The sequence below is a fragment of the Escherichia sp. MOD1-EC5950 genome (assembly GCF_002965345.1).
Taxonomy (GTDB): domain Bacteria; phylum Pseudomonadota; class Gammaproteobacteria; order Enterobacterales; family Enterobacteriaceae; genus Escherichia; species Escherichia marmotae.
In genome coordinates this window covers 103,917-123,955 of sequence record NZ_PTSR01000012.1, presented here as the reverse complement: position 1 = coordinate 123,955, position 20,039 = coordinate 103,917, and the positions used below count along the sequence as shown (strand labels likewise).

The following is a 20,039-nucleotide window of genomic DNA, read 5'->3' as shown; positions in this document are numbered from 1 at the left end:
GGAAAGTTCAGCCCTCTCGATTGTTACGTAGCACGGACAGACTATACGCCTGATGGTCGTTCCCCATCGGGCCTGAAAACCGCAATACGCTGGGTAACAATCTTCGAGGGTAGCAGTTAACGCTGCTACCCTTTTTTTTCTGGAGTAGATTTATGTCTATAGACTGGAACTGGGGTATTTTTTTACAACAAGCCCCGTTCGGCAACACCACCTATCTCGGCTGGATCTGGAGCGGCTTTCAGGTCACTATCGCTCTGTCGATCTGCGCCTGGATTATCGCTTTCCTCGTCGGCTCGTTATTCGGCATTTTACGTACCGTTCCAAACCGTTTTCTCTCCGGTCTGGGCACGTTGTATGTCGAACTGTTCCGCAACGTGCCACTGATTGTGCAATTCTTTACCTGGTATCTGGTGATCCCAGAACTACTGCCGGAAAAAATCGGCATGTGGTTTAAGGCGGAGCTGGATCCCAATATTCAGTTTTTCCTTTCTTCCATGCTCTGCCTGGGGCTGTTTACTGCCGCTCGTGTTTGCGAACAGGTACGCGCCGCGATCCAGTCGCTGCCACGAGGGCAGAAGAATGCCGCACTGGCGATGGGGCTGACGCTGCCGCAAGCCTACCGCTATGTTCTGTTACCTAACGCCTATCGTGTTATCGTCCCACCGATGACCTCTGAGATGATGAACCTGGTGAAAAACTCCGCCATCGCCTCAACCATTGGTCTGGTAGATATGGCAGCACAGGCCGGAAAATTGCTCGATTACTCCGCCCACGCCTGGGAATCGTTTACCGCCATCACGCTGGCGTATGTGCTGATTAACGCCGTTATTATGCTGGTGATGACGCTGGTCGAACGTAAAGTTCGCCTGCCCGGCAACATGGGAGGCAAATAATGTACGAGTTTGACTGGAGTTCAATCGTTCCTTCCCTGCCGTATCTGCTGGATGGGCTGGTGATCACCCTGAAAATCACCATCACGGCAGTCGTGATTGGTATTTTGTGGGGCACGATGCTGGCGGTAATGCGCCTGTCCAGCTTTGCACCCGTGGCGTGGTTTGCCAAAGCCTACGTCAACGTGTTCCGTTCAATACCGTTAGTGATGGTTCTGTTGTGGTTTTACCTGATCGTGCCGGGTTTTCTGCAAAACGTGCTGGGATTATCACCCAAAACCGATATCCGCTTAATTTCTGCAATGGTGGCATTTTCGATGTTTGAAGCGGCCTACTATTCCGAGATTATCCGCGCCGGTATTCAAAGTATTTCTCGTGGTCAGTCGAGCGCTGCGCTGGCGTTAGGAATGACCCACTGGCAGTCGATGAAACTGATTATTCTGCCGCAGGCGTTCCGTGCGATGGTGCCGCTGCTGCTCACTCAGGGCATCGTCCTGTTTCAGGATACCTCGCTGGTGTATGTGTTATCTCTGGCCGATTTCTTCCGTACCGCCTCAACCATTGGTGAACGTGATGGTACGCAGGTGGAGATGATCCTGTTTGCCGGATTTGTTTATTTCATCATTAGCCTTAGCGCATCGTTGTTGGTCAGCTACTTGAAAAGAAGGACAGCATAATGATTACCCTGAAAAATGTTTCAAAATGGTATGGTCACTTTCAGGTGCTGACCGACTGCTCAACCGAAGTAAAAAAAGGCGAAGTGGTGGTGGTTTGCGGCCCGTCCGGCTCCGGTAAATCGACACTGATTAAAACCGTCAACGGCCTCGAACTGGTGCAGCAAGGTGAAATCACCGTTGATGGCATCGTGGTTAACGATAAGAAAACCGATCTGGCAAAGCTGCGTTCCCGCGTCGGAATGGTGTTCCAGCATTTTGAGTTGTTTCCCCATCTGTCGATTATCGAAAACCTGACCCTGGCGCAGGTAAAAGTGCTTAAACGCGATAAAGCGCCCGCCCGCGAAAAGGCCCTGAAACTGCTGGAACGCGTGGGACTTTCTGCGCATGCCAATAAGTTTCCGGCGCAGCTTTCCGGTGGTCAGCAGCAGCGTGTAGCGATTGCCCGCGCATTATGTATGGATCCTATTGCGATGCTGTTCGACGAACCGACATCGGCACTGGATCCGGAGATGATCAACGAAGTGCTGGATGTGATGGTGGAGCTGGCGAATGAAGGAATGACTATGATGGTGGTCACCCACGAAATGGGCTTTGCCCGTAAAGTAGCAAATCGGGTGATCTTTATGGATGAAGGTAAAATTGTCGAAGACTCGCCAAAAGACGCGTTCTTTGATGATCCGAAATCAGACCGCGCAAAAGACTTCCTCGCGAAAATACTGCACTAATAAGTCAGGCGCGCATACTCAAGTGCGCGCCATCTCACGCTTTATCGTTTCGCCTCTCGTATCTGTTACATCCCGGCGTTACCCTTGTCGCAAAGAAGCACACAACAAGGAGCAACAATGGCACTGCCAATTCTGTTAGATTGCGACCCAGGTCATGATGACGCTATCGCAATAGTTCTCGCCCTCGCCTCACCAGAGCTTGATGTCAAAGCCATCACATCCTCCGCCGGAAACCAGACGCCCGATAAAACATTACGTAATGTTCTGCGTATGCTGACCCTACTTAATCGCACCGATATTCCGGTGGCTGGTGGCGCAGTAAAACCGTTAATGCGTGACTTGATTATCGCGGACAATGTGCACGGCGAAAGCGGCCTGGACGGCCCGGCATTGCCGGAACCGGCGTTTGCGCCGCAAAATTGCACGGCGGTGGAGCTGATGGCGAAAACGCTGCGCGAAAGTGCTGAACCCGTCACGATAGTTTCCACCGGACCACAAACTAACGTTGCGTTGTTGCTCAACAGCCACCCGGAGCTGCATAACAAAATCGCTCAAATTGTGATTATGGGCGGCGCGATGGGACTCGGTAACTGGACGCCAGCGGCAGAATTTAATATTTACGTTGACCCGGAAGCGGCGGAAATTGTCTTCCAGTCAGGGATTCCGGTGGTGATGGCTGGTCTGGATGTCACCCACAAAGCGCAAATTCACGTTGAGGATACCGAGCGTTTCCGCGCTATTGGTAACCCTGTTTCAACCATCGTTGCCGAACTGCTGGATTTCTTCCTCGAATATCACAAAGACGAAAAATGGGGCTTTGTCGGCGCACCGTTGCATGATCCATGCACCATCGCCTGGCTGCTAAAACCTGAACTGTTTACCACCGTTGAACGCTGGGTTGGTGTCGAAACACAAGGGAAATATACTCAGGGTATGACGGTTGTTGATTATTACTATCTCACTGGTAATAAACCAAATACCACCATAATGGTCGATGTGGATCGTCAGGGCTTTGTTGATTTACTGGCCGATCGTCTGAAATTTTACGCTTAATACACGTCATTGATTAAGATCACCACGTGAAAATGGGGTGATCTTACTCTGACTCTCTCTTTTTCCTTCAAGATATAAATGCAATGGATAATGCAGAACTCGCCATTGGTATCGATCTCGGTACTACCAATAGTTTAATTGCCGTCTGGAAAGGCGGTGCCGCACAATTAATTCCAAATAAATTCGGTGAATATTTAACACCATCCATAATTAGCATGGATGAAAATAATCATATTCTGGTCGGAAAACCGGCTGTATCACGGCGCACTTCGCATCCGGATAAAACCGCAGCGTTATTTAAACGCGCAATGGGCAGTAATACCAACTGGCGGTTAGGCAGCGACACATTTAACGCGCCAGAACTATCCTCTTTGGTATTACGCTCATTAAAAGAAGATGCCGAAGAATTTCTGCAACGTCCGATTAAAGATGTGGTGATCTCCGTTCCGGCTTATTTCAGCGATGAACAACGCAAGCATACCCGTTTAGCAGCGGAGTTAGCCGGGTTAAATGCAGTACGCTTAATTAATGAACCCACAGCAGCCGCGATGGCGTATGGCCTGCATACGCAACAAAACACCCGCTCGCTGGTTTTTGATCTCGGAGGCGGCACGTTTGACGTCACGGTGCTCGAATACGCCACGCCGGTGATTGAAGTTCACGCCTCCGCTGGCGACAACTTCCTTGGTGGCGAAGATTTTACTCATATGCTGGTGGATGAAGTGTTAAAACGCGCCGCAGTGGCTAAAAACACGCTCAACGAAAGTGAACTGGCGGCGCTGTATGTCTGTGTAGAAGCGGCAAAATGTGGCAATCAATTACCGCTGCACATTCACTGGCAGTACCAGGAAGAAACGCGGGAGTGCGAATTTTACGAGAACGAACTGGAAGATTTGTGGTTACCGCTACTCAACCGCTTGCGTGTGCCTATCGAACAGGCATTGCGCGATGCACGTTTGAAACCGAGTCAAATCGACAGTCTGGTGCTGGTTGGTGGCGCTTCGCAAATGCCATTAGTACAGCGAATTGCGGTACGTCTGTTTGGCAAGTTGCCGTATCAAAGCTACGATCCGAGCACCATTGTCGCATTGGGCGCAGCAATCCAGGCCGCCTGCCGCTTACGCAGTGAAGATATTGAAGAAGTGATCCTCACCGATATCTGCCCTTACTCTTTGGGCGTAGAAGTAAACCGTCAGGGGGTTTCCGGCATTTTCTCACCGATTATTGAACGAAACACGACTGTACCTGTATCGCGTGTAGAAACTTACTCGACCATGCACCCGGAGCAGGATTCAATTACGGTTAATGTCTACCAGGGGGAAAACCACAAAGTTAAGAACAATATTCTGGTGGAGTCCTTCGATGTGCCGCTGAAAAAAACCGGCGCTTACCAGTCTATCGATATTCGTTTTAGCTATGATATCAACGGATTGCTTGAAGTTGACGTGCTTCTGGAAGATGGTAACGTTAAGTCCAGAGTGATTAATCACAGCCCGGTGACGTTAAATGCGCAGCAAATAGAAGAGAGTCGGGCGCGGTTATCGGCATTAAAAATTTATCCGCGCGATATGCTTATTAACCGAACTTTTAAAGCCAAACTGGAAGAGTTATGGGCACGAGCGCTGGGCGATGAAAGAGAAGAGATTGGCCGGGTGATTGCCGATTTTGATGCGGCATTGCAGTCAAACGACATAGCGCGCGTCGATGAAGTTCGTCGGCGGGCGAGCGATTATCTGGCCATTGAGATCCCTTAAGCACGGCTGCCGGATGCGGCGTAAACGCCTTATCCGGCCTACCCGTAGGTCGAATAAGATGCGTTAGCATCGCATCCGACATTGAAGGATAGGATGCGTTAGCCTCACATCTAACTGAACAACATCGCAATTTTGCCGAGTGCATAACCTATCACCAGCACCGTTAAGCTGATTTTGATAATGCTGATAATGCTCTGTGGTTTTTCAATCTCATCATTCTTCTCTTCATGTTTTTCAGGTATTGGCTCATCGACATCTTCATCCACCGGCTCCAGCTTCACTTTCGTCAACAGCATACGAGTGATAATCGCTTCTAACGGATGTGCTTCTCCGCATTCCAGCCGCGCCTTCAGGCGGGCCAGCTTCTCTTGTTTCGGAAACGCTTCCAGCACAACCTGTTCCGCTACCTGATACAGATTCAGTAACGGTGAATCTTGCTCTGTCTCGCTACCGACTTTTGATTTCCACCACGCCCATGCTTTGCGCTTATAAAACAGCGATTCAATAAATGATTGCCCTAAAGACGATAATTTACCGCTATGTAATATTTGCGCCCACAAAAGCCGTGTTCGGGCGCTCTCGCCTGGAACATATTTCAGCGGCTTACCTTGTGCATCAACCATGCTCTGCGCTTCGATAACCATCACTAACAGCGCGAAATAATCCGGGCAATGTTGCGCACTCCACTGCAACAACAAATTATCCGCTTGCGTCGATGAATGACTCTCCCAGTATGCACAGAGATCGGCAAGCAGGCTTTCCCCCTCGCCGCAGTACAACCGTTGTGCACACTGGTAATAACGGGCATCTTCGCTTTCTGGTTCTTCCGCTTGCCACTGTTGGGCTACAGGAATGAGTTCCGCCATACCTGTTTGCACCGAGCTGTACCAGCGCAACAGTTTGCGATGTAACTTCGCATCATCAGGAATGAACCACGGACCTTCCATCGCTAAAAACGCAGTAACATAGTCAGGATGGTAACGACAGCAGCGTTCCAGCGCGAAGTAATACTCAATAGTCTGGTTTTGTAACGCGACGGGGTATTCCAGAAGGCTAAGAAAATCGAAACAATCCCCAGCCTGAATAGCCTCAAGAAAAGCCTCCCGCTCTTCTTCATCCATTCCTTCGCTGTCACTAAATGAATGCCAGTTCAAACGCCCGGCCAGCAAAGAAGCGCAATTTAATGAAAGGTATCGCGCTTCTATGGCGATTGCGCACAGCGACCAGCGTAATTGATCCACCTCTTCCATATTGTAGTTATTTAATTGTTGAATAAATTTCTGCCAGGCGGAGGGCTGAAAACGTTCACTTTCTGAATTCAGTAATGCCCTGAATGTGCTCAGTGCTTCATGTTCAACTGCGGTGTTGCTCTTTTCATCAACTGATTCTTCTACAGGATTTACCGCCAGTCGCAGCGCCTCTTCATAGGCCTGACGTAATGCTTTAAACCCTTGCGGATCGGTTTCGGGATGACACAACGGTAAGCGAGCAAGATAAGCCTGACGGATAATATCAATTTGCGTTGTGCTTTCGATTTCGAGAATTTGCCAACATGTTTTCATAGGTCGCTCACATCCTTAAGCGTTGCCGGGCATTCAGGCTGAACAGTTAATGGCCGCCAGGGAAGCGTGGCATAGAAACGATCGCTTCCTGCCACCAATTCTTCAAACATTCGGCTTCCGGCACTATCGTATTTGTACAGGGTTAGCGCCTCGTGTAGCGAAGCGTTGTCTTCACACTGGGAGGATTGCCAGTAGAGACGCCCTAACGAATAGGCGGAAAAATAGTGCATCCAACTGTGATAGTAATAGTGTGCCCGAACATAAACGCGCGATTGCAGCCATAAACTTTCGTCTTCTGTCAGCCAATTATTGAGTACACCGACGCGCGACAAAAACCCCATCCGAACATAATCCCAGGCTTTGATTCCCCCTTCCCCACAGCACATAGCGGTTTGGGCAACGAATTGGGTATAAATCAACCCGCGTTCGGAGCCACCAGCAATTAATGCTTTCCACTCATCAGGGGAAGAGCGATGCCATGCCAGATATAAACCAGCTAAATTATTCGCGTGGCCATCATCAGTCATTTGGTAAATAGTCTGAATTAAATCATCACGATTATTTATTCCCCAGGATGATGAGAGATCAAATTCTTTTATTCCGGTATACATTTTTGGCGAGTCGTGTGCAGGCTTGCATCCCTGATTAAGAATTTCCATTGGCGTAGAAAGCGCAAATAGAAGGTGTTGTTCATCCTTATCCATTTATTAACAATCCTTTAAGTACATTAACTGACTACTTTTTTATTAATGATGAGTATAAACTTGACGCTTTCAAAATAAAAAGAAAATCGAAGCATTGATAAATGAACAAAAAAATATATTTTATATTCACAATATTTATAGTTGCGGCAATCACTTGTATTAGCCAACCTAAGAAAACGACCTTGCGCGATAAAGCTATGGCGAATTATGTCTTTGATTATTTAAGCGCACCGGGCAGCCTTCCGTTTACCACGGCAGCAACGGAACTTTCCGCCATTCATGGTCACTCAACATCGCAATATCGCCTTGGCGAATTTTATCTTCATGGTAGTAATGGTAAACCGCTGGATTATGCAATGGCGAGGTACTGGTATGAGCAATCGGCGGAACAGGAAAATCCGCGCGCGCAGAGCAAACTAGGGTGGATCTACCTGAAAGGGCTGGGAGTCAAACCCGATACCCGTAAAGCAATTCTCTGGTATAAAGAAGCCGCTAAACAAGGGTATGTTCATGCACAATACACATTGGGTTTGATCTACAGAAACGGCACAGGCATAAACGTCAATAATTATGAAGCCCGCAAATGGTTGAAACTGGCAGCGGAACAACATTATAAAAATGCGGAAGAATTACTTGCAGAGCTTCCCGCACATTAAGATTTTTATCAGCCAACTAAATGGAGAATGCAACGGGTAAATACAGGATGGTCTGGAAGTTAAAAACATTACCCCTGTCAATGGCATATAAAAAGGATTCCAGTTCTTTTTCGTCTATTATCCCGGCATTTTCCTCCTGCAACCACCGCACTCTTTCTGCTAATAACACGACATACTCGAAAGATAAATAGGCAGCATTCATGGTTATCCTGCACAGCAACCAGCGTAACTTATCAATCTATTCCATTGAGCAATGATTTAATTGATGAATGAATCGCTGCCAGGTGGACTGCTTAAATCGTTCCTCATCCGAGGATAATAATGCGCGAAATGCCAGCAAAATTTCATGTTCTGCAATTTCAGTGTATTAAGAACATGCATTAGCAGCCAATTTGCCGGGGCGCATTCTCGACGATACAGCCCCCCCCTAAATATGAAGAAGCGGTTGACTGGTAAAGGCTGTCGATCTCCGACAAGCTCTCAACTTGTACCGTAAAGTTCAGTCATCCGCTACAAGAGATGTCAGTAAAGAAATCCGTGAGATTGAAAATTTACTGTAGAGATAAAAACAGATAAGGGTCGGACGATTTTCATTCGACCCAAATTATCTTTATTACTGTGCGAAATCAGACTATTACGGCTCGAACGGGCGTCTCTGGAACTGGTCGTGACCGCATTTCGGGCATAGCGTCAGCACTTCCGGCGTGTAGATTGGGAGATGAAAATGACATTTCTCGCAGACCAGATTCCCCAGCCCTACCACTTCTCCGCTGTGGTAAACCCCGTGATGGTTGAGATCCTGGAAAACTTCGCGCCACTCAAGCTGCGTTTTATCGGTGATATCCGCCAGCTCCTGCCACAAGCTTTCTTTAATCACCCGCATAAAAACACTGTCAGATTCTTCTTTCAGACTCTCTTCATAGCTCATAGCGAACTCTTCCAGGTCACGTCTGACGGCGCGTGTCAGTTCATCGACCTCGGTTCGCGTTAACTCCCCTGTTTTTATTACGCGCTCGCGCGCCTGTTCTACCAGCGCGTCGATATCACGCTCGCCATTGCGCAGGCGTTCGCTCAGTGACGCGACCAGTTCACGGTAATATTGAGCAACCTTGTTCATCGTTTCATCTCCCGGGTCGTTAACTGACTATAATAATAGACGTTCTTTGTTCCTTACTTTGCTAATACGCCCACAAACTCTGTAAATTAATGTATGAATAATCCGGGCATCATTTCAACGTCGAGTGCGCGAAAGGCTGTTTTGACGCGGACGTTTGGGCTATGCTATGCGGATCTGAAAAACCACCTCAACGCTACATTTGTAGCCGTATTGAAAACAGGACCACTGGCTGCCATGCAAGAGCAATACCGCCCGGAAGAGATAGAATCCAAAGTACAGCTTCACTGGGATGAGAAGCGCACATTTGAAGTAACCGAAGACGAGAGCAAAGAGAAGTATTACTGCCTGTCTATGCTTCCCTATCCTTCTGGTCGACTACACATGGGCCACGTTCGTAACTACACCATTGGTGACGTGATCGCCCGCTACCAGCGTATGCTGGGCAAAAACGTTCTTCAGCCGATCGGCTGGGATGCGTTTGGTCTGCCTGCGGAAGGCGCAGCGGTGAAAAACAACACCGCGCCAGCACCGTGGACGTATGACAACATCGCGTACATGAAAAACCAGCTCAAAATGCTGGGCTTTGGTTATGACTGGAGCCGCGAGCTGGCGACCTGTACGCCAGAATACTACCGTTGGGAACAGAAATTCTTCACCGAGCTGTATAAAAAAGGCCTGGTATATAAGAAGACTTCTGCGGTCAACTGGTGCCCGAACGACCAGACCGTACTGGCGAACGAGCAGGTTATCGACGGCTGCTGCTGGCGTTGTGATACCAAAGTTGAACGTAAAGAGATCCCGCAGTGGTTTATCAAAATCACCGCTTACGCTGACGAGCTGCTTAACGATCTGGATAAACTGGATCACTGGCCAGACACTGTTAAAACCATGCAGCGTAACTGGATCGGTCGTTCCGAAGGCGTGGAAATCACCTTCAACGTTAACGACTATGACAACACACTGACCGTTTACACTACCCGCCCTGACACCTTTATGGGTTGTACCTACCTGGCGGTAGCGGCAGGTCACCCGCTGGCACAGAAGGCAGCGGAAAATAATCCTGAACTGGCGGCCTTTATTGATGAATGCCGTAACACCAAAGTTGCCGAAGCTGAAATGGCGACAATGGAGAAAAAAGGCGTCGATACCGGCTTTAAAGCTGTTCATCCATTAACTGGCGAAGAAATTCCGGTTTGGGCGGCAAACTTCGTATTGATGGAGTACGGCACTGGCGCAGTCATGGCCGTTCCGGGTCACGACCAGCGCGATTACGAATTTGCCTCTAAATATGGTCTGAACATCAAGCCGGTTATCCTGGCGGCTGACGGTTCTGAACCGGATCTCTCCCAGCAGGCGCTGACGGAAAAAGGCGTGCTGTTCAACTCTGGCGAGTTCAACGGTCTTGACCATGAAGCGGCCTTTAACGCCATTGCCGACAAACTGACGGCAATGGGCGTTGGCGAGCGTAAAGTTAACTATCGCCTGCGTGACTGGGGTGTTTCCCGTCAACGTTACTGGGGTGCGCCAATCCCAATGGTTACGCTGGAAGACGGTACTGTAATGCCAACTCCGGATGACCAACTGCCGGTGATCCTACCGGAAGATGTGGTGATGGACGGCATTACCAGCCCAATCAAAGCAGATCCTGAGTGGGCGAAAACCACTGTTAACGGTATGCCAGCACTGCGTGAAACCGACACCTTCGACACCTTTATGGAGTCCTCCTGGTACTATGCGCGCTACACTTGCCCGGAGTACAAAGAAGGTATGCTGGATTCCAAAGCAGCTAACTACTGGCTGCCGGTAGATATCTACATTGGTGGTATCGAACACGCCATCATGCACCTGCTCTACTTCCGCTTCTTCCATAAACTAATGCGTGATGCAGGTATGGTGAACTCTGACGAACCAGCGAAACAGTTGTTGTGTCAGGGCATGGTGCTGGCAGATGCTTTCTACTACGTTGGCGAAAACGGCGAGCGTAACTGGGTTTCTCCGGTTGATGCCATCGTTGAGCGTGACGAGAAAGGCCGTATCGTGAAAGCGAAAGACGCGGCAGGTCATGAGCTGGTGTATACCGGCATGAGCAAAATGTCCAAATCGAAGAATAACGGTATCGACCCACAGGTAATGGTTGAACGTTATGGTGCGGACACCGTTCGTCTGTTTATGATGTTCGCATCTCCGGCAGATATGACGCTCGAATGGCAGGAGTCCGGCGTTGAAGGGGCTAACCGCTTCCTGAAACGTGTCTGGAAACTGGTTTACGAGCACACTGCAAAAGGTGATGTTGCGGCACTGAACGTCGATGCACTGACTGAAGATCAGAAAGCTCTGCGTCGCGATGTTCATAAAACTATCGCTAAAGTAACCGATGATATCGGCCGTCGTCAGACCTTCAACACCGCAATTGCGGCGATTATGGAGCTGATGAACAAGCTGGCGAAAGCGCCGACCGATAGCGAGCAGGATCGCGCGCTGATGCAGGAAGCTCTGCTGGCCGTTGTGCGTATGCTTAACCCGTTCACGCCGCACATCTGCTTCACCTTGTGGCAGGAGCTGAAAGGCGAAGGCGATATCGACAACGCGCCGTGGCCGGTTGCTGACGAAAAAGCGATGGTGGAAGATTCCACGCTGGTGGTTGTGCAGGTTAACGGTAAAGTCCGTGCCAAAATCACCGTTCCGGTGGATGCAACGGAAGAGCAGGTTCGCGAACGTGCTGGCCAGGAACATCTGGTGGCAAAATATCTTGATGGCGTTACCGTACGTAAAGTGATTTACGTACCGGGTAAACTCCTCAATCTGGTCGTTGGCTAAGCGCGGGAGGAAGCGTGCGATATCTGGCAACATTGTTGTTATCTCTGGCGGTGTTAATCACCGCCGGGTGTGGCTGGCATCTGCGTAACACCACGCAGATTCCTTCCACCATGAAAGTCATGATCCTGGACTCTGGCGACCCGAACGGGCCGTTAAGCCGTGCGGTGCGTAATCAGTTGCGTCTGAACGGTGTTGAGCTACTTGATAAAGAAACTACACGCAAGGATGTCCCATCTCTGCGTCTGGGGGCTGTATCAATCTCTCAGGATACCGCTTCAGTCTTCCGTAATGGTCAAACCGCTGAATATCAGATGGTGATGACTGTCAGCGCGTCAGTATTGATCCCTGGCCGTGACATCTACCCGATTAGCGCCAAAGTCTTCCGTTCGTTCTTCGATAACCCGCAAATGGCGTTAGCGAAAGATAATGAGCAGAGCATGATCATTCAAGAGATGTACGACCGTGCCGCCGAACAGCTTATTCGTAAGCTGCCAAGCATTCGCGCTGCGGATATCCGTTCCGACGAAGATACGTCGACAACAACGGATACTACAGCAACGCCTGCACGCGTCTCCACCACACTGGGTAACTGATGATTCGGTTGTACCCAGAACAACTCCGCGCGCAGCTCAATGAAGGGCTGCGCGCGGCGTATCTTTTACTTGGTAACGATCCCCTGTTGTTGCAGGAAAGCCAGGACGCTGTTCGTCAGGTGGCTGCAGCACAAGGATTCGAAGAACACCACACTTTCTCCATTGATCCCAACACGGACTGGAATGCGATTTTTTCGTTATGCCAGGCCATGAGCCTGTTCGCCAGTCGACAAACGCTGTTGCTGTTATTACCAGAAAATGGGCCAAATGCAGCGATCAATGAACAACTATTCACGCTCACCGGACTTCTGCATGACGATCTGCTGTTGATCATACGCGGCAATAAGTTAAGTAAAGCGCAGGAAAATGCCGCCTGGTTTACCGCACTTGCCAATCGAAGTGTGCAGGTAACCTGTCAGACGCCGGAACAGGCCCAGCTCCCTCGCTGGGTTGCCACGCGAGCCAAACAGCTCAACCTGGAACTGGATGACGCCGCAAATCAGGTACTCTGCTATTGTTATGAAGGTAACCTGTTGGCGCTGGCACAGGCACTGGAGCGATTGTCGTTACTCTGGCCTGACGGCAAACTGACGCTGCCACGCGTTGAGCAAGCGGTGAATGATGCCGCGCATTTCACCCCTTTTCATTGGGTTGATGCTTTGTTAATGGGCAAAAGCAAGCGCGCGTTGCATATTCTTCAGCAACTGCGTCTGGAAGGCAGCGAGCCGGTTATTTTGTTGCGCACGTTACAACGTGAACTGTTGTTACTGGTTAACCTGAAACGCCAGTCTGCCCATACGCCATTACGCGTGTTGTTTGATAAGCATCGCGTTTGGCAGAACCGCCGGGGCATGATGGGTGAGGCGTTAAATCGCCTAAGCCAGCCGCAGTTACGTCAGGCCGTGCAACTTCTGGCACGAACGGAACTCACCCTCAAACAAGATTACGGTCAGTCGGTGTGGGCAGAGCTGGAGGGGTTATCTCTTCTGTTAAGCCATAAACCACTGGCGGACGTATTTATCGATGGTTGATATGAAATCTTTACAGGCTCTGTTTGGCGGCACCTTTGATCCGGTGCACTATGGTCATCTTAAGCCCGTGGAAACACTGGCGAATTTGATTGGTCTGACGCGGGTTACTATCATCCCTAACAATGTTCCTCCGCATCGTCCGCAGCCGGAAGCGAACAGCGCACAGCGAAAACACATGCTTGAACTGGCGATTGCCGACAAGCCTCTGTTTACCCTGGATGAACGCGAGTTAAAGCGCAATGCCCCCTCTTACACTGCACAAACACTAAAAGAGTGGCGGCAAGAGCAAGGACCAGATGTGCCGCTGGCGTTTATTATCGGTCAGGATTCATTGCTGACCTTTCCGACCTGGTACGAATACGAAACTATTCTCGACAATGCACACTTGATTGTCTGTCGGCGTCCCGGTTATCTGCTTGAAATGGCGCAACCACAGTATCAACAGTGGTTGGAAGATCATTTGACGCATAACCCGGAAGATCTGCATCTTCAGTCTGCCGGTAAAATTTATCTTGCTGAAACGCCGTGGTTTAACATTTCTGCGACCATTATCCGCGAACGTTTGCAAAACGGTGAATCGTGTGAGGATTTGTTGCCGGAATCAGTATTGACCTACATTAACCAACAAGGCTTGTATCGCTGATACCTGTCATCACGGAGGGAATGATGCGACTATGGTTAATTCGTCATGGAGAAACGCAAGCGAATGTCGATGGTTTATATAGTGGTCATGCGCCAACGCCACTGACCGCGCGCGGTGTCGAGCAAGCGCAAAGCCTGCATACCCTGCTGCGTGATGTTCCCTTCGATATAGTTTTATGCAGTGAACTGGAACGTGCGCAGCATACCGCGCGGCTGGTTCTCAGCGATCGTCAGCTCTCCCTACACACCGTCCCTGAACTCAACGAAATGTTTTTTGGTGACTGGGAGATGCGGCACCATCGCGATTTGATGCAAGAAGATGCTGAAAATTACAGCGCGTGGTGCGATGACTGGCAGCATACCATCCCGACTAACGGTGAAGGGTTTCAGGCGTTTTCGCAACGCGTAGAGCGCTTTATCGCCGGGCTTAAGGAATATCAGCAATATAAAAATATATTAGTCGTCAGCCATCAGGGCGTGTTGAGCCTGTTAATTGCCCGTTTAATTGGCATGCCCGCCGGGGCAATGTGGCATTTTCGCATCGACCAGGGATGCTGGAGCGCCATTGATATCAACGAAACATTTGTAACCTTGCGTGTCCTCAATAGCCGTGCCATCGGGTTCGAGAGCGCATGACTTTTCTGTTTTTTTACGGGTAAGCCGCAACGACCATTGACAGCCCCGGGCAGGCTGATATTCTCCGCAGCCAGACTTTTTCCGCTAAACACGACTTTGTAGAAATTGTTTTACAAAAATGGCGATGCAATCTGCGGCGCGGGGTGGGATGATAGCCCACTTTCGAAGCCGATTCGGAGACAATTGTCCCGAAATCGCCTCTGGTTCAGGTATACTGACAGACCATTTTTATCTTTTTTGATTCACCCAGGGGGAAAACTTGCAGGGTAAAGCACTCCAGGATTTTGTTATCGACAAAATTGATGACCTCAAAGGTCAGGACATCATCGCCTTAGACGTTCAGGGCAAATCCAGCATCACCGACTGCATGATCATCTGTACGGGTACATCCAGCCGTCATGTCATGTCTATTGCCGACCATGTGGTGCAGGAGTCCCGTGCAGCGGGTCTGTTGCCGCTCGGCGTTGAAGGTGAAAACAGCGCTGACTGGATCGTCGTCGATCTGGGCGATGTGATTGTCCATGTTATGCAGGAAGAGAGCCGTCGCCTGTATGAGCTGGAAAAACTCTGGAGTTAATGTGTGAAGCTGCAACTTGTCGCCGTAGGAACGAAAATGCCGGACTGGGTACAAACCGGTTTTACCGAGTACCTGCGTCGTTTTCCAAAAGATATGCCTTTTGAGCTGATTGAAATACCGGCCGGAAAACGCGGCAAGAACGCGGACATCAAGCGCATACTCGACAAAGAGGGTGAGCAAATGCTGGCAGCCGCAGGTAAAAACCGCATTGTCACCCTCGATATTCCAGGCAAGCCCTGGGACACGCCGCAGTTAGCCGCTGAACTGGAACGCTGGAAACTCGATGGCCGCGACGTCAGCCTGCTTATTGGCGGGCCGGAAGGGTTATCGCCTGCCTGTAAAGCAGCAGCAGAACAAAGCTGGTCGCTTTCCGCGCTGACACTCCCCCATCCGCTGGTTCGCGTACTGGTTGCAGAAAGTCTGTACCGGGCGTGGAGCATCACCACCAACCATCCTTATCATCGTGAGTGATAAGAAAGCTTTGAGTAGAAAACGCAGCGGATGAAACTACAGAACTCTTTTCGCGACTATACGGCAGAGTCCGCGCTGTTTGTGCGCCGGGCGCTGGTCGCCTTTTTGGGGATTTTGCTGCTGACCGGCGTGCTTATCGCCAACCTGTATAATCTGCAAATTGTTCGTTTTACCGATTATCAGACCCGTTCTAATGAAAACCGCATCAAGCTGGTGCCTATCGCCCCCAGCCGCGGCATTATATACGACCGTAACGGCATCCCTCTGGCACTCAATCGCACTATCTATCAGATAGAGATGATGCCAGAGAAAGTCGATAACGTGCAGCAAACGCTGGATGCCCTGCGCAACGTGGTCGATCTGACCGATGACGATATTGCAGCCTTCAGAAAAGAGCGCGCACGTTCACACCGTTTTACCTCCATTCCGGTGAAAACTAATCTGACCGAAGTACAAGTTGCACGCTTTGCCGTCAATCAGTACCGTTTTCCGGGGGTGGAAGTGAAAGGCTATAAACGCCGTTACTATCCCTACGGCTCAGCACTGACGCATGTCATCGGTTACGTCTCGAAAATCAACGATAAAGATGTCGAACGCCTGAATAATGACGGCAAACTGGCCAACTATGCCGCGACGCATGACATTGGTAAGTTGGGAATTGAGCGTTATTACGAAGACGTGCTGCACGGTCAGACGGGTTATGAAGAAGTTGAAGTTAACAACCGTGGTCGCGTTATCCGTCAGTTAAAAGAAGTCCCACCGCAAGCCGGGCACGATATTTACCTGACGATTGATCTCAAACTCCAGCAGTATATTGAGACACTGCTGGCAGGCAGTCGTGCGGCTGTCGTGGTCACCGATCCGCGTACAGGTGGCGTTCTGGCGCTGGTTTCCACGCCAAGCTATGACCCGAACCTGTTTGTTGACGGCATCTCCAGCAAAGATTATTCCGCGTTGCTGAACGACCCGAACACACCGCTGGTGAACCGCGCCACGCAGGGGGTTTATCCGCCAGCCTCGACTGTTAAGCCGTATGTGGCTGTTTCTGCGCTTAGCGCGGGCGTCATTACCCGCAATACCAGCTTGTTCGACCCCGGCTGGTGGCAACTACCGGGTTCGGAAAAACGTTACCGTGACTGGAAAAAATGGGGGCATGGCCGCCTGAATGTCACGAGATCGCTGGAAGAATCTGCGGATACCTTCTTCTATCAGGTTGCCTACGATATGGGGATCGATCGCCTTTCCGAATGGATGGGTAAATTCGGTTACGGTCATTACACCGGTATCGATCTTGCTGAAGAACGTTCCGGTAACATGCCTACCCGCGAATGGAAACAGAAACGCTTTAAAAAACCGTGGTATCAGGGTGACACCATTCCGGTCGGTATCGGTCAGGGTTACTGGACTGCAACCCCTATCCAGATGAGTAAAGCACTGATGATCCTGATTAACGACGGTATCGTGAAGGTTCCACATTTGCTGATGAGCACCGCCGAAGATGGCAAACAAGTGCCGTGGGTGCCGCCACATGAACCGCCAGTTGGCGATATTCATTCAGGTTACTGGGAGCTGGCAAAAGATGGCATGTTCGGGGTTGCCAACCGCCCTAATGGCACGGCGCATAAATACTTTGCCAGCGCACCGTACAAAATTGCGGCGAAATCTGGTACGGCGCAGGTCTTCGGTCTGAAAGCGAACGAAACTTATAATGCGCACAAAATTGCCGAACGTCTGCGTGACCACAAACTGATGACCGCATTTGCACCGTATAACAATCCGCAAGTGGCTGTCGCTATGATTCTGGAAAACGGCGGCGCGGGCCCGGCGGTCGGTACGCTAATGCGCCAGATCCTCGACCACATTATGCTTGGCGATAACAACACCGATCTGCCTGCGGAAAATCCAGCGGTTACCGCAGCGGAGGACCATTAATCATGACGGATAATCCGAATAAAAAAACATTCTGGGATAAAGTCCATCTTGATCCCACAATGCTGCTGATCTTACTGGCATTGCTGGTCTACAGTGCTCTGGTAATCTGGAGCGCCAGCGGCCAGGATATCGGCATGATGGAGCGTAAAATTGGCCAAATCGCAATGGGTCTGGTCATTATGGTGGTCATGGCGCAAATCCCTCCGCGCGTCTATGAAGGCTGGGCACCCTATCTCTATATCATCTGTATTATTTTACTGGTGGCAGTAGATGCCTTTGGTGCCATATCCAAAGGCGCTCAACGCTGGCTGGATCTCGGTATCGTCCGTTTCCAGCCATCGGAAATCGCCAAAATAGCCGTACCGTTGATGGTAGCTCGTTTTATCAACCGTGACGTTTGTCCGCCATCGTTAAAAAATACCGCCATCGCGCTGGTGCTGATTTTTATGCCAACACTGCTGGTGGCAGCGCAGCCAGACCTGGGGACATCAATCCTCGTTGCGCTTTCCGGGTTGTTTGTGCTTTTCCTCTCTGGCCTTAGCTGGCGCTTGATTGGCGTTGCGGTGGTGCTGGTAGCAGCATTCATTCCAATTCTGTGGTTCTTCCTGATGCATGATTACCAGCGCCAGCGCGTAATGATGCTCCTTGACCCGGAATCAGACCCACTCGGCGCGGGCTATCACATTATTCAGTCTAAAATTGCTATTGGCTCCGGTGGATTACGCGGCAAAGGCTGGCTGCACGGCACTCAGTCACAGCTTGAATTTCTGCCCGAACGCCATACCGACTTTATCTTCGCGGTACTGGCGGAAGAACTGGGGTTAGTAGGCATTTTGATTCTGCTCGCCCTCTACATTCTGTTGATCATGCGCGGACTGTGGATAGCCGCCAGAGCGCAAACCACCTTTGGTCGCGTCATGGCTGGCGGTTTAATGCTGATATTATTCGTTTATGTCTTCGTAAATATTGGTATGGTAAGCGGTATTCTGCCGGTTGTAGGGGTTCCGCTCCCACTGGTCAGTTATGGAGGATCGGCGCTCATAGTGCTGATGGCTGGGTTCGGGATTGTTATGTCAATCCACACCCACAGGAAAATGTTGTCGAAAAGCGTGTAAGAGGTGTGCAATGCGTAAGCAGTGGCTCGGGATCTGCATCGCGGCAGGAATGCTCGCGGCATGTACAAGCGATGATGGTCAGCAACAGACGGTAAGTGTGCCGCAGCCTGCGGTATGTAACGGCCCAATAGTTGAGATTGGCGGGGCAGAACCGCGTTTCGAACCACTGAACGCGACGGCGAATCAGGATTACCAGCGCGATGGCAAAAGCTACAAAATCGTGCAGGATCCTTCTCGCTTTAGTCAGGCGGGCCTGGCTGCTATTTATGATGCCGAACCTGGCAGCAATCTGACGGCCTCAGGTGAAGCATTCGATCCGATGCAGCTAACAGCGGCGCACCCGACGTTGCCGATCCCCAGCTATGCGCGAATCACTAACCTGGCTAACGGTCGGATGATTGTGGTGCGCATTAACGATCGTGGTCCTTATGGCAATGATCGCGTAATTTCGCTTTCTCGCGCAGCAGCCGACCGTCTTAACACGTCGAACAACACCAAAGTTCGCATCGATCCCATTATTGTGGCGCAAGATGGTTCGCTGTCTGGTCCCGGTATGGCCTGCACCACCGTCGCCAAGCAAACTTACGCCCTGCCCGCACCACCTGATTTAAGCGGCGGAGCGGGAACAAGTTCAGTATCTGGCCCGCAGGGCGATATTCTTCCCGTCAGCAATTCGACGCTGAAAAGCGAAGATCCAACCGGAGCCCCGGTAACCAGCAGCGGCTTCCTCGGCGCGCCAACCACCCTGGCACCTGGCGTGCTGGAAGGCAGTGAACCGACGCCTGCACCACAGCCCGTGGTCACAGCACCGGCTACAACGTCAGCAATGGTGACACCACAAGCCGCGTCGCCAGCCTCCAGCGGTAACTTTATGGTGCAAGTTGGCGCCGTTAGCGATCAGGCGCGCGCGCAACAGTATCAGCAGCAGTTAGGACAGAAGTTCGGAGTACCCGGGCGTGTGACGCAAAACGGCGCAGTCTGGCGTATTCAACTTGGCCCATTTGCCAGCAAAGCCGAAGCCAGTGCTTTGCAGCAACGTTTACAAACCGAAGCCCAATTACAGTCATTTATTACCACCGCGCAGTAG

The 20,039-nt window shown here is 50.6% G+C and carries 19 protein-coding genes and 2 pseudogenes; 17 read left to right on the top strand and 4 right to left on the bottom strand.

The window, feature by feature from the left end:
* The first annotated feature begins 152 nt into the window (after positions 1-152).
* The 5 genes from gltJ to hscC all read left to right on the top strand — a co-directional run bounded on the left by gltJ (position 153) and on the right by hscC (position 5,099).
* Positions 153-893, top strand: coding sequence for a glutamate/aspartate ABC transporter permease GltJ (gene gltJ, locus BEA93_RS13910; protein ID WP_000020950.1), 741 nt, complete (start codon positions 153-155; stop codon positions 891-893).
* Entirely contained in the window at positions 893-1,567 is a 675-nt protein-coding gene (gene gltK, locus BEA93_RS13905; RefSeq protein WP_000272808.1) for a glutamate/aspartate ABC transporter permease GltK, read from the top strand. The genes gltJ and gltK overlap by 1 nt, the downstream gene beginning before the upstream one ends.
* Positions 1,567-2,292, top strand: a complete 726-nt coding sequence (gene gltL / locus BEA93_RS13900; protein WP_053881549.1) for a glutamate/aspartate ABC transporter ATP-binding protein GltL — start codon at positions 1,567-1,569, stop codon at positions 2,290-2,292. Before gltK ends, gltL begins: the two co-directional genes overlap by 1 nt.
* 117 nt (positions 2,293-2,409) lie before the next feature.
* Complete coding sequence (gene rihA / locus BEA93_RS13895; protein ID WP_001515969.1) at positions 2,410-3,345, top strand: pyrimidine-specific ribonucleoside hydrolase RihA; 936 nt, start codon at positions 2,410-2,412, stop codon at positions 3,343-3,345.
* Positions 3,346-3,428: 83 nt separating this feature from the next.
* On the top strand, positions 3,429-5,099 hold the full coding sequence (hscC, locus tag BEA93_RS13890; RefSeq protein ID WP_016248464.1) for a molecular chaperone HscC: 1,671 nt from the start codon (positions 3,429-3,431) through the stop codon (positions 5,097-5,099).
* 110 nt (positions 5,100-5,209) lie between these two features.
* On the opposite strand, the gene BEA93_RS13885 is transcribed toward hscC, so the two are convergent.
* On the bottom strand, positions 5,210-6,661 hold the full coding sequence (locus tag BEA93_RS13885; RefSeq protein ID WP_105224660.1) for a molecular chaperone DnaJ: 1,452 nt from the start codon (positions 6,659-6,661) through the stop codon (positions 5,210-5,212).
* The gene (locus tag BEA93_RS13880) at positions 6,658-7,365 is read right to left on the bottom strand and encodes a DUF1266 domain-containing protein (protein WP_016263043.1); all 708 of its coding nucleotides are present in this window, start codon (positions 7,363-7,365) and stop codon (positions 6,658-6,660) included. Before BEA93_RS13880 ends, BEA93_RS13885 begins: the two co-directional genes overlap by 4 nt.
* Positions 7,366-7,466: 101 nt before the next feature.
* Here BEA93_RS13880 and BEA93_RS13875 point away from each other — a divergent pair, with 101 nt between their 5' ends.
* The gene (locus BEA93_RS13875; protein WP_016248462.1) at positions 7,467-8,021 is read left to right on the top strand and encodes a tetratricopeptide repeat protein; all 555 of its coding nucleotides are present in this window, start codon (positions 7,467-7,469) and stop codon (positions 8,019-8,021) included.
* A 28-nt stretch (positions 8,022-8,049) separates the two neighbouring features.
* Here BEA93_RS13875 and BEA93_RS25315 read toward each other — a convergent pair.
* A pseudogene (locus tag BEA93_RS25315) lies at positions 8,050-8,382 on the bottom strand (J domain-containing protein); the annotation flags it as partial.
* Between the two features lie 94 nt (positions 8,383-8,476).
* Between BEA93_RS25315 and BEA93_RS25720 the strand changes: the two are divergent.
* Positions 8,477-8,581 (top strand): annotated as a pseudogene (locus BEA93_RS25720) (hypothetical protein); the annotation flags it as partial.
* A 74-nt stretch (positions 8,582-8,655) separates the two neighbouring features.
* Here BEA93_RS25720 and BEA93_RS13860 read toward each other — a convergent pair.
* Positions 8,656-9,138, bottom strand: a complete 483-nt coding sequence (locus tag BEA93_RS13860) for a zinc ribbon-containing protein (protein WP_001044880.1) — start codon at positions 9,136-9,138, stop codon at positions 8,656-8,658.
* A 234-nt stretch (positions 9,139-9,372) separates the two neighbouring features.
* On the opposite strand from BEA93_RS13860, the gene leuS reads away from it, so the two are divergent.
* The 10 genes from leuS (at position 9,373) to rlpA (ending at position 20,039) form a co-directional block, all read left to right on the top strand.
* Positions 9,373-11,955: a leucine--tRNA ligase gene (leuS, locus tag BEA93_RS13855; protein WP_001366479.1), complete on the top strand. Its 2,583-nt coding sequence runs from the start codon at positions 9,373-9,375 to the stop codon at positions 11,953-11,955.
* A gap of 14 nt (positions 11,956-11,969) precedes the next feature.
* A complete protein-coding gene (gene lptE, locus BEA93_RS13850) occupies positions 11,970-12,548 on the top strand; it encodes an LPS assembly lipoprotein LptE (protein ID WP_016248459.1) in 579 nt (192 codons plus the stop codon).
* Entirely contained in the window at positions 12,548-13,579 is a 1,032-nt protein-coding gene (holA, locus tag BEA93_RS13845) for a DNA polymerase III subunit delta (RefSeq protein WP_000620521.1), read from the top strand. The genes lptE and holA overlap by 1 nt, the downstream gene beginning before the upstream one ends.
* A 1-nt stretch (position 13,580) precedes the next feature.
* On the top strand, positions 13,581-14,222 hold the full coding sequence (nadD, locus tag BEA93_RS13840; protein WP_105224676.1) for a nicotinate-nucleotide adenylyltransferase: 642 nt from the start codon (positions 13,581-13,583) through the stop codon (positions 14,220-14,222).
* A gap of 23 nt (positions 14,223-14,245) precedes the next feature.
* A complete protein-coding gene (locus BEA93_RS13835) occupies positions 14,246-14,857 on the top strand; it encodes an adenosylcobalamin/alpha-ribazole phosphatase (RefSeq protein WP_016248457.1) in 612 nt (203 codons plus the stop codon).
* A gap of 259 nt (positions 14,858-15,116) precedes the next feature.
* Positions 15,117-15,434: a ribosome silencing factor gene (gene rsfS, locus BEA93_RS13830; RefSeq protein WP_001161664.1), complete on the top strand. Its 318-nt coding sequence runs from the start codon at positions 15,117-15,119 to the stop codon at positions 15,432-15,434.
* Positions 15,435-15,437: 3 nt separating this feature from the next.
* Positions 15,438-15,905, top strand: a complete 468-nt coding sequence (gene rlmH, locus BEA93_RS13825; RefSeq protein WP_000776104.1) for a 23S rRNA (pseudouridine(1915)-N(3))-methyltransferase RlmH — start codon at positions 15,438-15,440, stop codon at positions 15,903-15,905.
* Positions 15,906-15,935: 30 nt separating this feature from the next.
* A complete protein-coding gene (gene mrdA / locus BEA93_RS13820) occupies positions 15,936-17,837 on the top strand; it encodes a peptidoglycan DD-transpeptidase MrdA (protein WP_000776176.1) in 1,902 nt (633 codons plus the stop codon).
* Positions 17,838-17,839: 2 nt separating this feature from the next.
* Positions 17,840-18,952, top strand: a complete 1,113-nt coding sequence (mrdB, locus tag BEA93_RS13815) for a peptidoglycan glycosyltransferase MrdB (protein ID WP_000131717.1) — start codon at positions 17,840-17,842, stop codon at positions 18,950-18,952.
* A gap of 10 nt (positions 18,953-18,962) precedes the next feature.
* Positions 18,963-20,039 carry an endolytic peptidoglycan transglycosylase RlpA gene (rlpA, locus tag BEA93_RS13810; protein ID WP_001231396.1) on the top strand — a complete coding sequence of 359 codons (1,077 nt, stop codon included), beginning with the start codon at positions 18,963-18,965 and terminating at the stop codon, positions 20,037-20,039.

Bases quoted from the DNA above. Each gene is read 5' to 3' on its own strand.
- rlpA (WP_001231396.1), top strand. From the start codon at position 18,963: ATGCGTAAGCAGTGGCTCGGGATCTGCATCGCGGCAGGAATGCTCGCG.
- mrdA (WP_000776176.1), top strand. From the start codon at position 15,936: ATGAAACTACAGAACTCTTTTCGCGACTATACGGCAGAGTCCGCGCTG.
- mrdB (WP_000131717.1), top strand. From the start codon at position 17,840: ATGACGGATAATCCGAATAAAAAAACATTCTGGGATAAAGTCCATCTT.
- hscC (WP_016248464.1), top strand. From the start codon at position 3,429: ATGGATAATGCAGAACTCGCCATTGGTATCGATCTCGGTACTACCAAT.
- BEA93_RS13885 (WP_105224660.1), bottom strand. From the start codon at position 6,661: ATGAAAACATGTTGGCAAATTCTCGAAATCGAAAGCACAACGCAAATT.
- gltL (WP_053881549.1), top strand. From the start codon at position 1,567: ATGATTACCCTGAAAAATGTTTCAAAATGGTATGGTCACTTTCAGGTG.
- BEA93_RS13860 (WP_001044880.1), bottom strand. From the start codon at position 9,138: ATGAACAAGGTTGCTCAATATTACCGTGAACTGGTCGCGTCACTGAGC.
- BEA93_RS13835 (WP_016248457.1), top strand. From the start codon at position 14,246: ATGCGACTATGGTTAATTCGTCATGGAGAAACGCAAGCGAATGTCGAT.
- gltK (WP_000272808.1), top strand. From the start codon at position 893: ATGTACGAGTTTGACTGGAGTTCAATCGTTCCTTCCCTGCCGTATCTG.
- nadD (WP_105224676.1), top strand. From the start codon at position 13,581: ATGAAATCTTTACAGGCTCTGTTTGGCGGCACCTTTGATCCGGTGCAC.
- holA (WP_000620521.1), top strand. From the start codon at position 12,548: ATGATTCGGTTGTACCCAGAACAACTCCGCGCGCAGCTCAATGAAGGG.
- gltJ (WP_000020950.1), top strand. From the start codon at position 153: ATGTCTATAGACTGGAACTGGGGTATTTTTTTACAACAAGCCCCGTTC.
- BEA93_RS13875 (WP_016248462.1), top strand. From the start codon at position 7,467: ATGAACAAAAAAATATATTTTATATTCACAATATTTATAGTTGCGGCA.
- rihA (WP_001515969.1), top strand. From the start codon at position 2,410: ATGGCACTGCCAATTCTGTTAGATTGCGACCCAGGTCATGATGACGCT.
- leuS (WP_001366479.1), top strand. From the start codon at position 9,373: ATGCAAGAGCAATACCGCCCGGAAGAGATAGAATCCAAAGTACAGCTT.
- BEA93_RS13880 (WP_016263043.1), bottom strand. From the start codon at position 7,365: ATGGATAAGGATGAACAACACCTTCTATTTGCGCTTTCTACGCCAATG.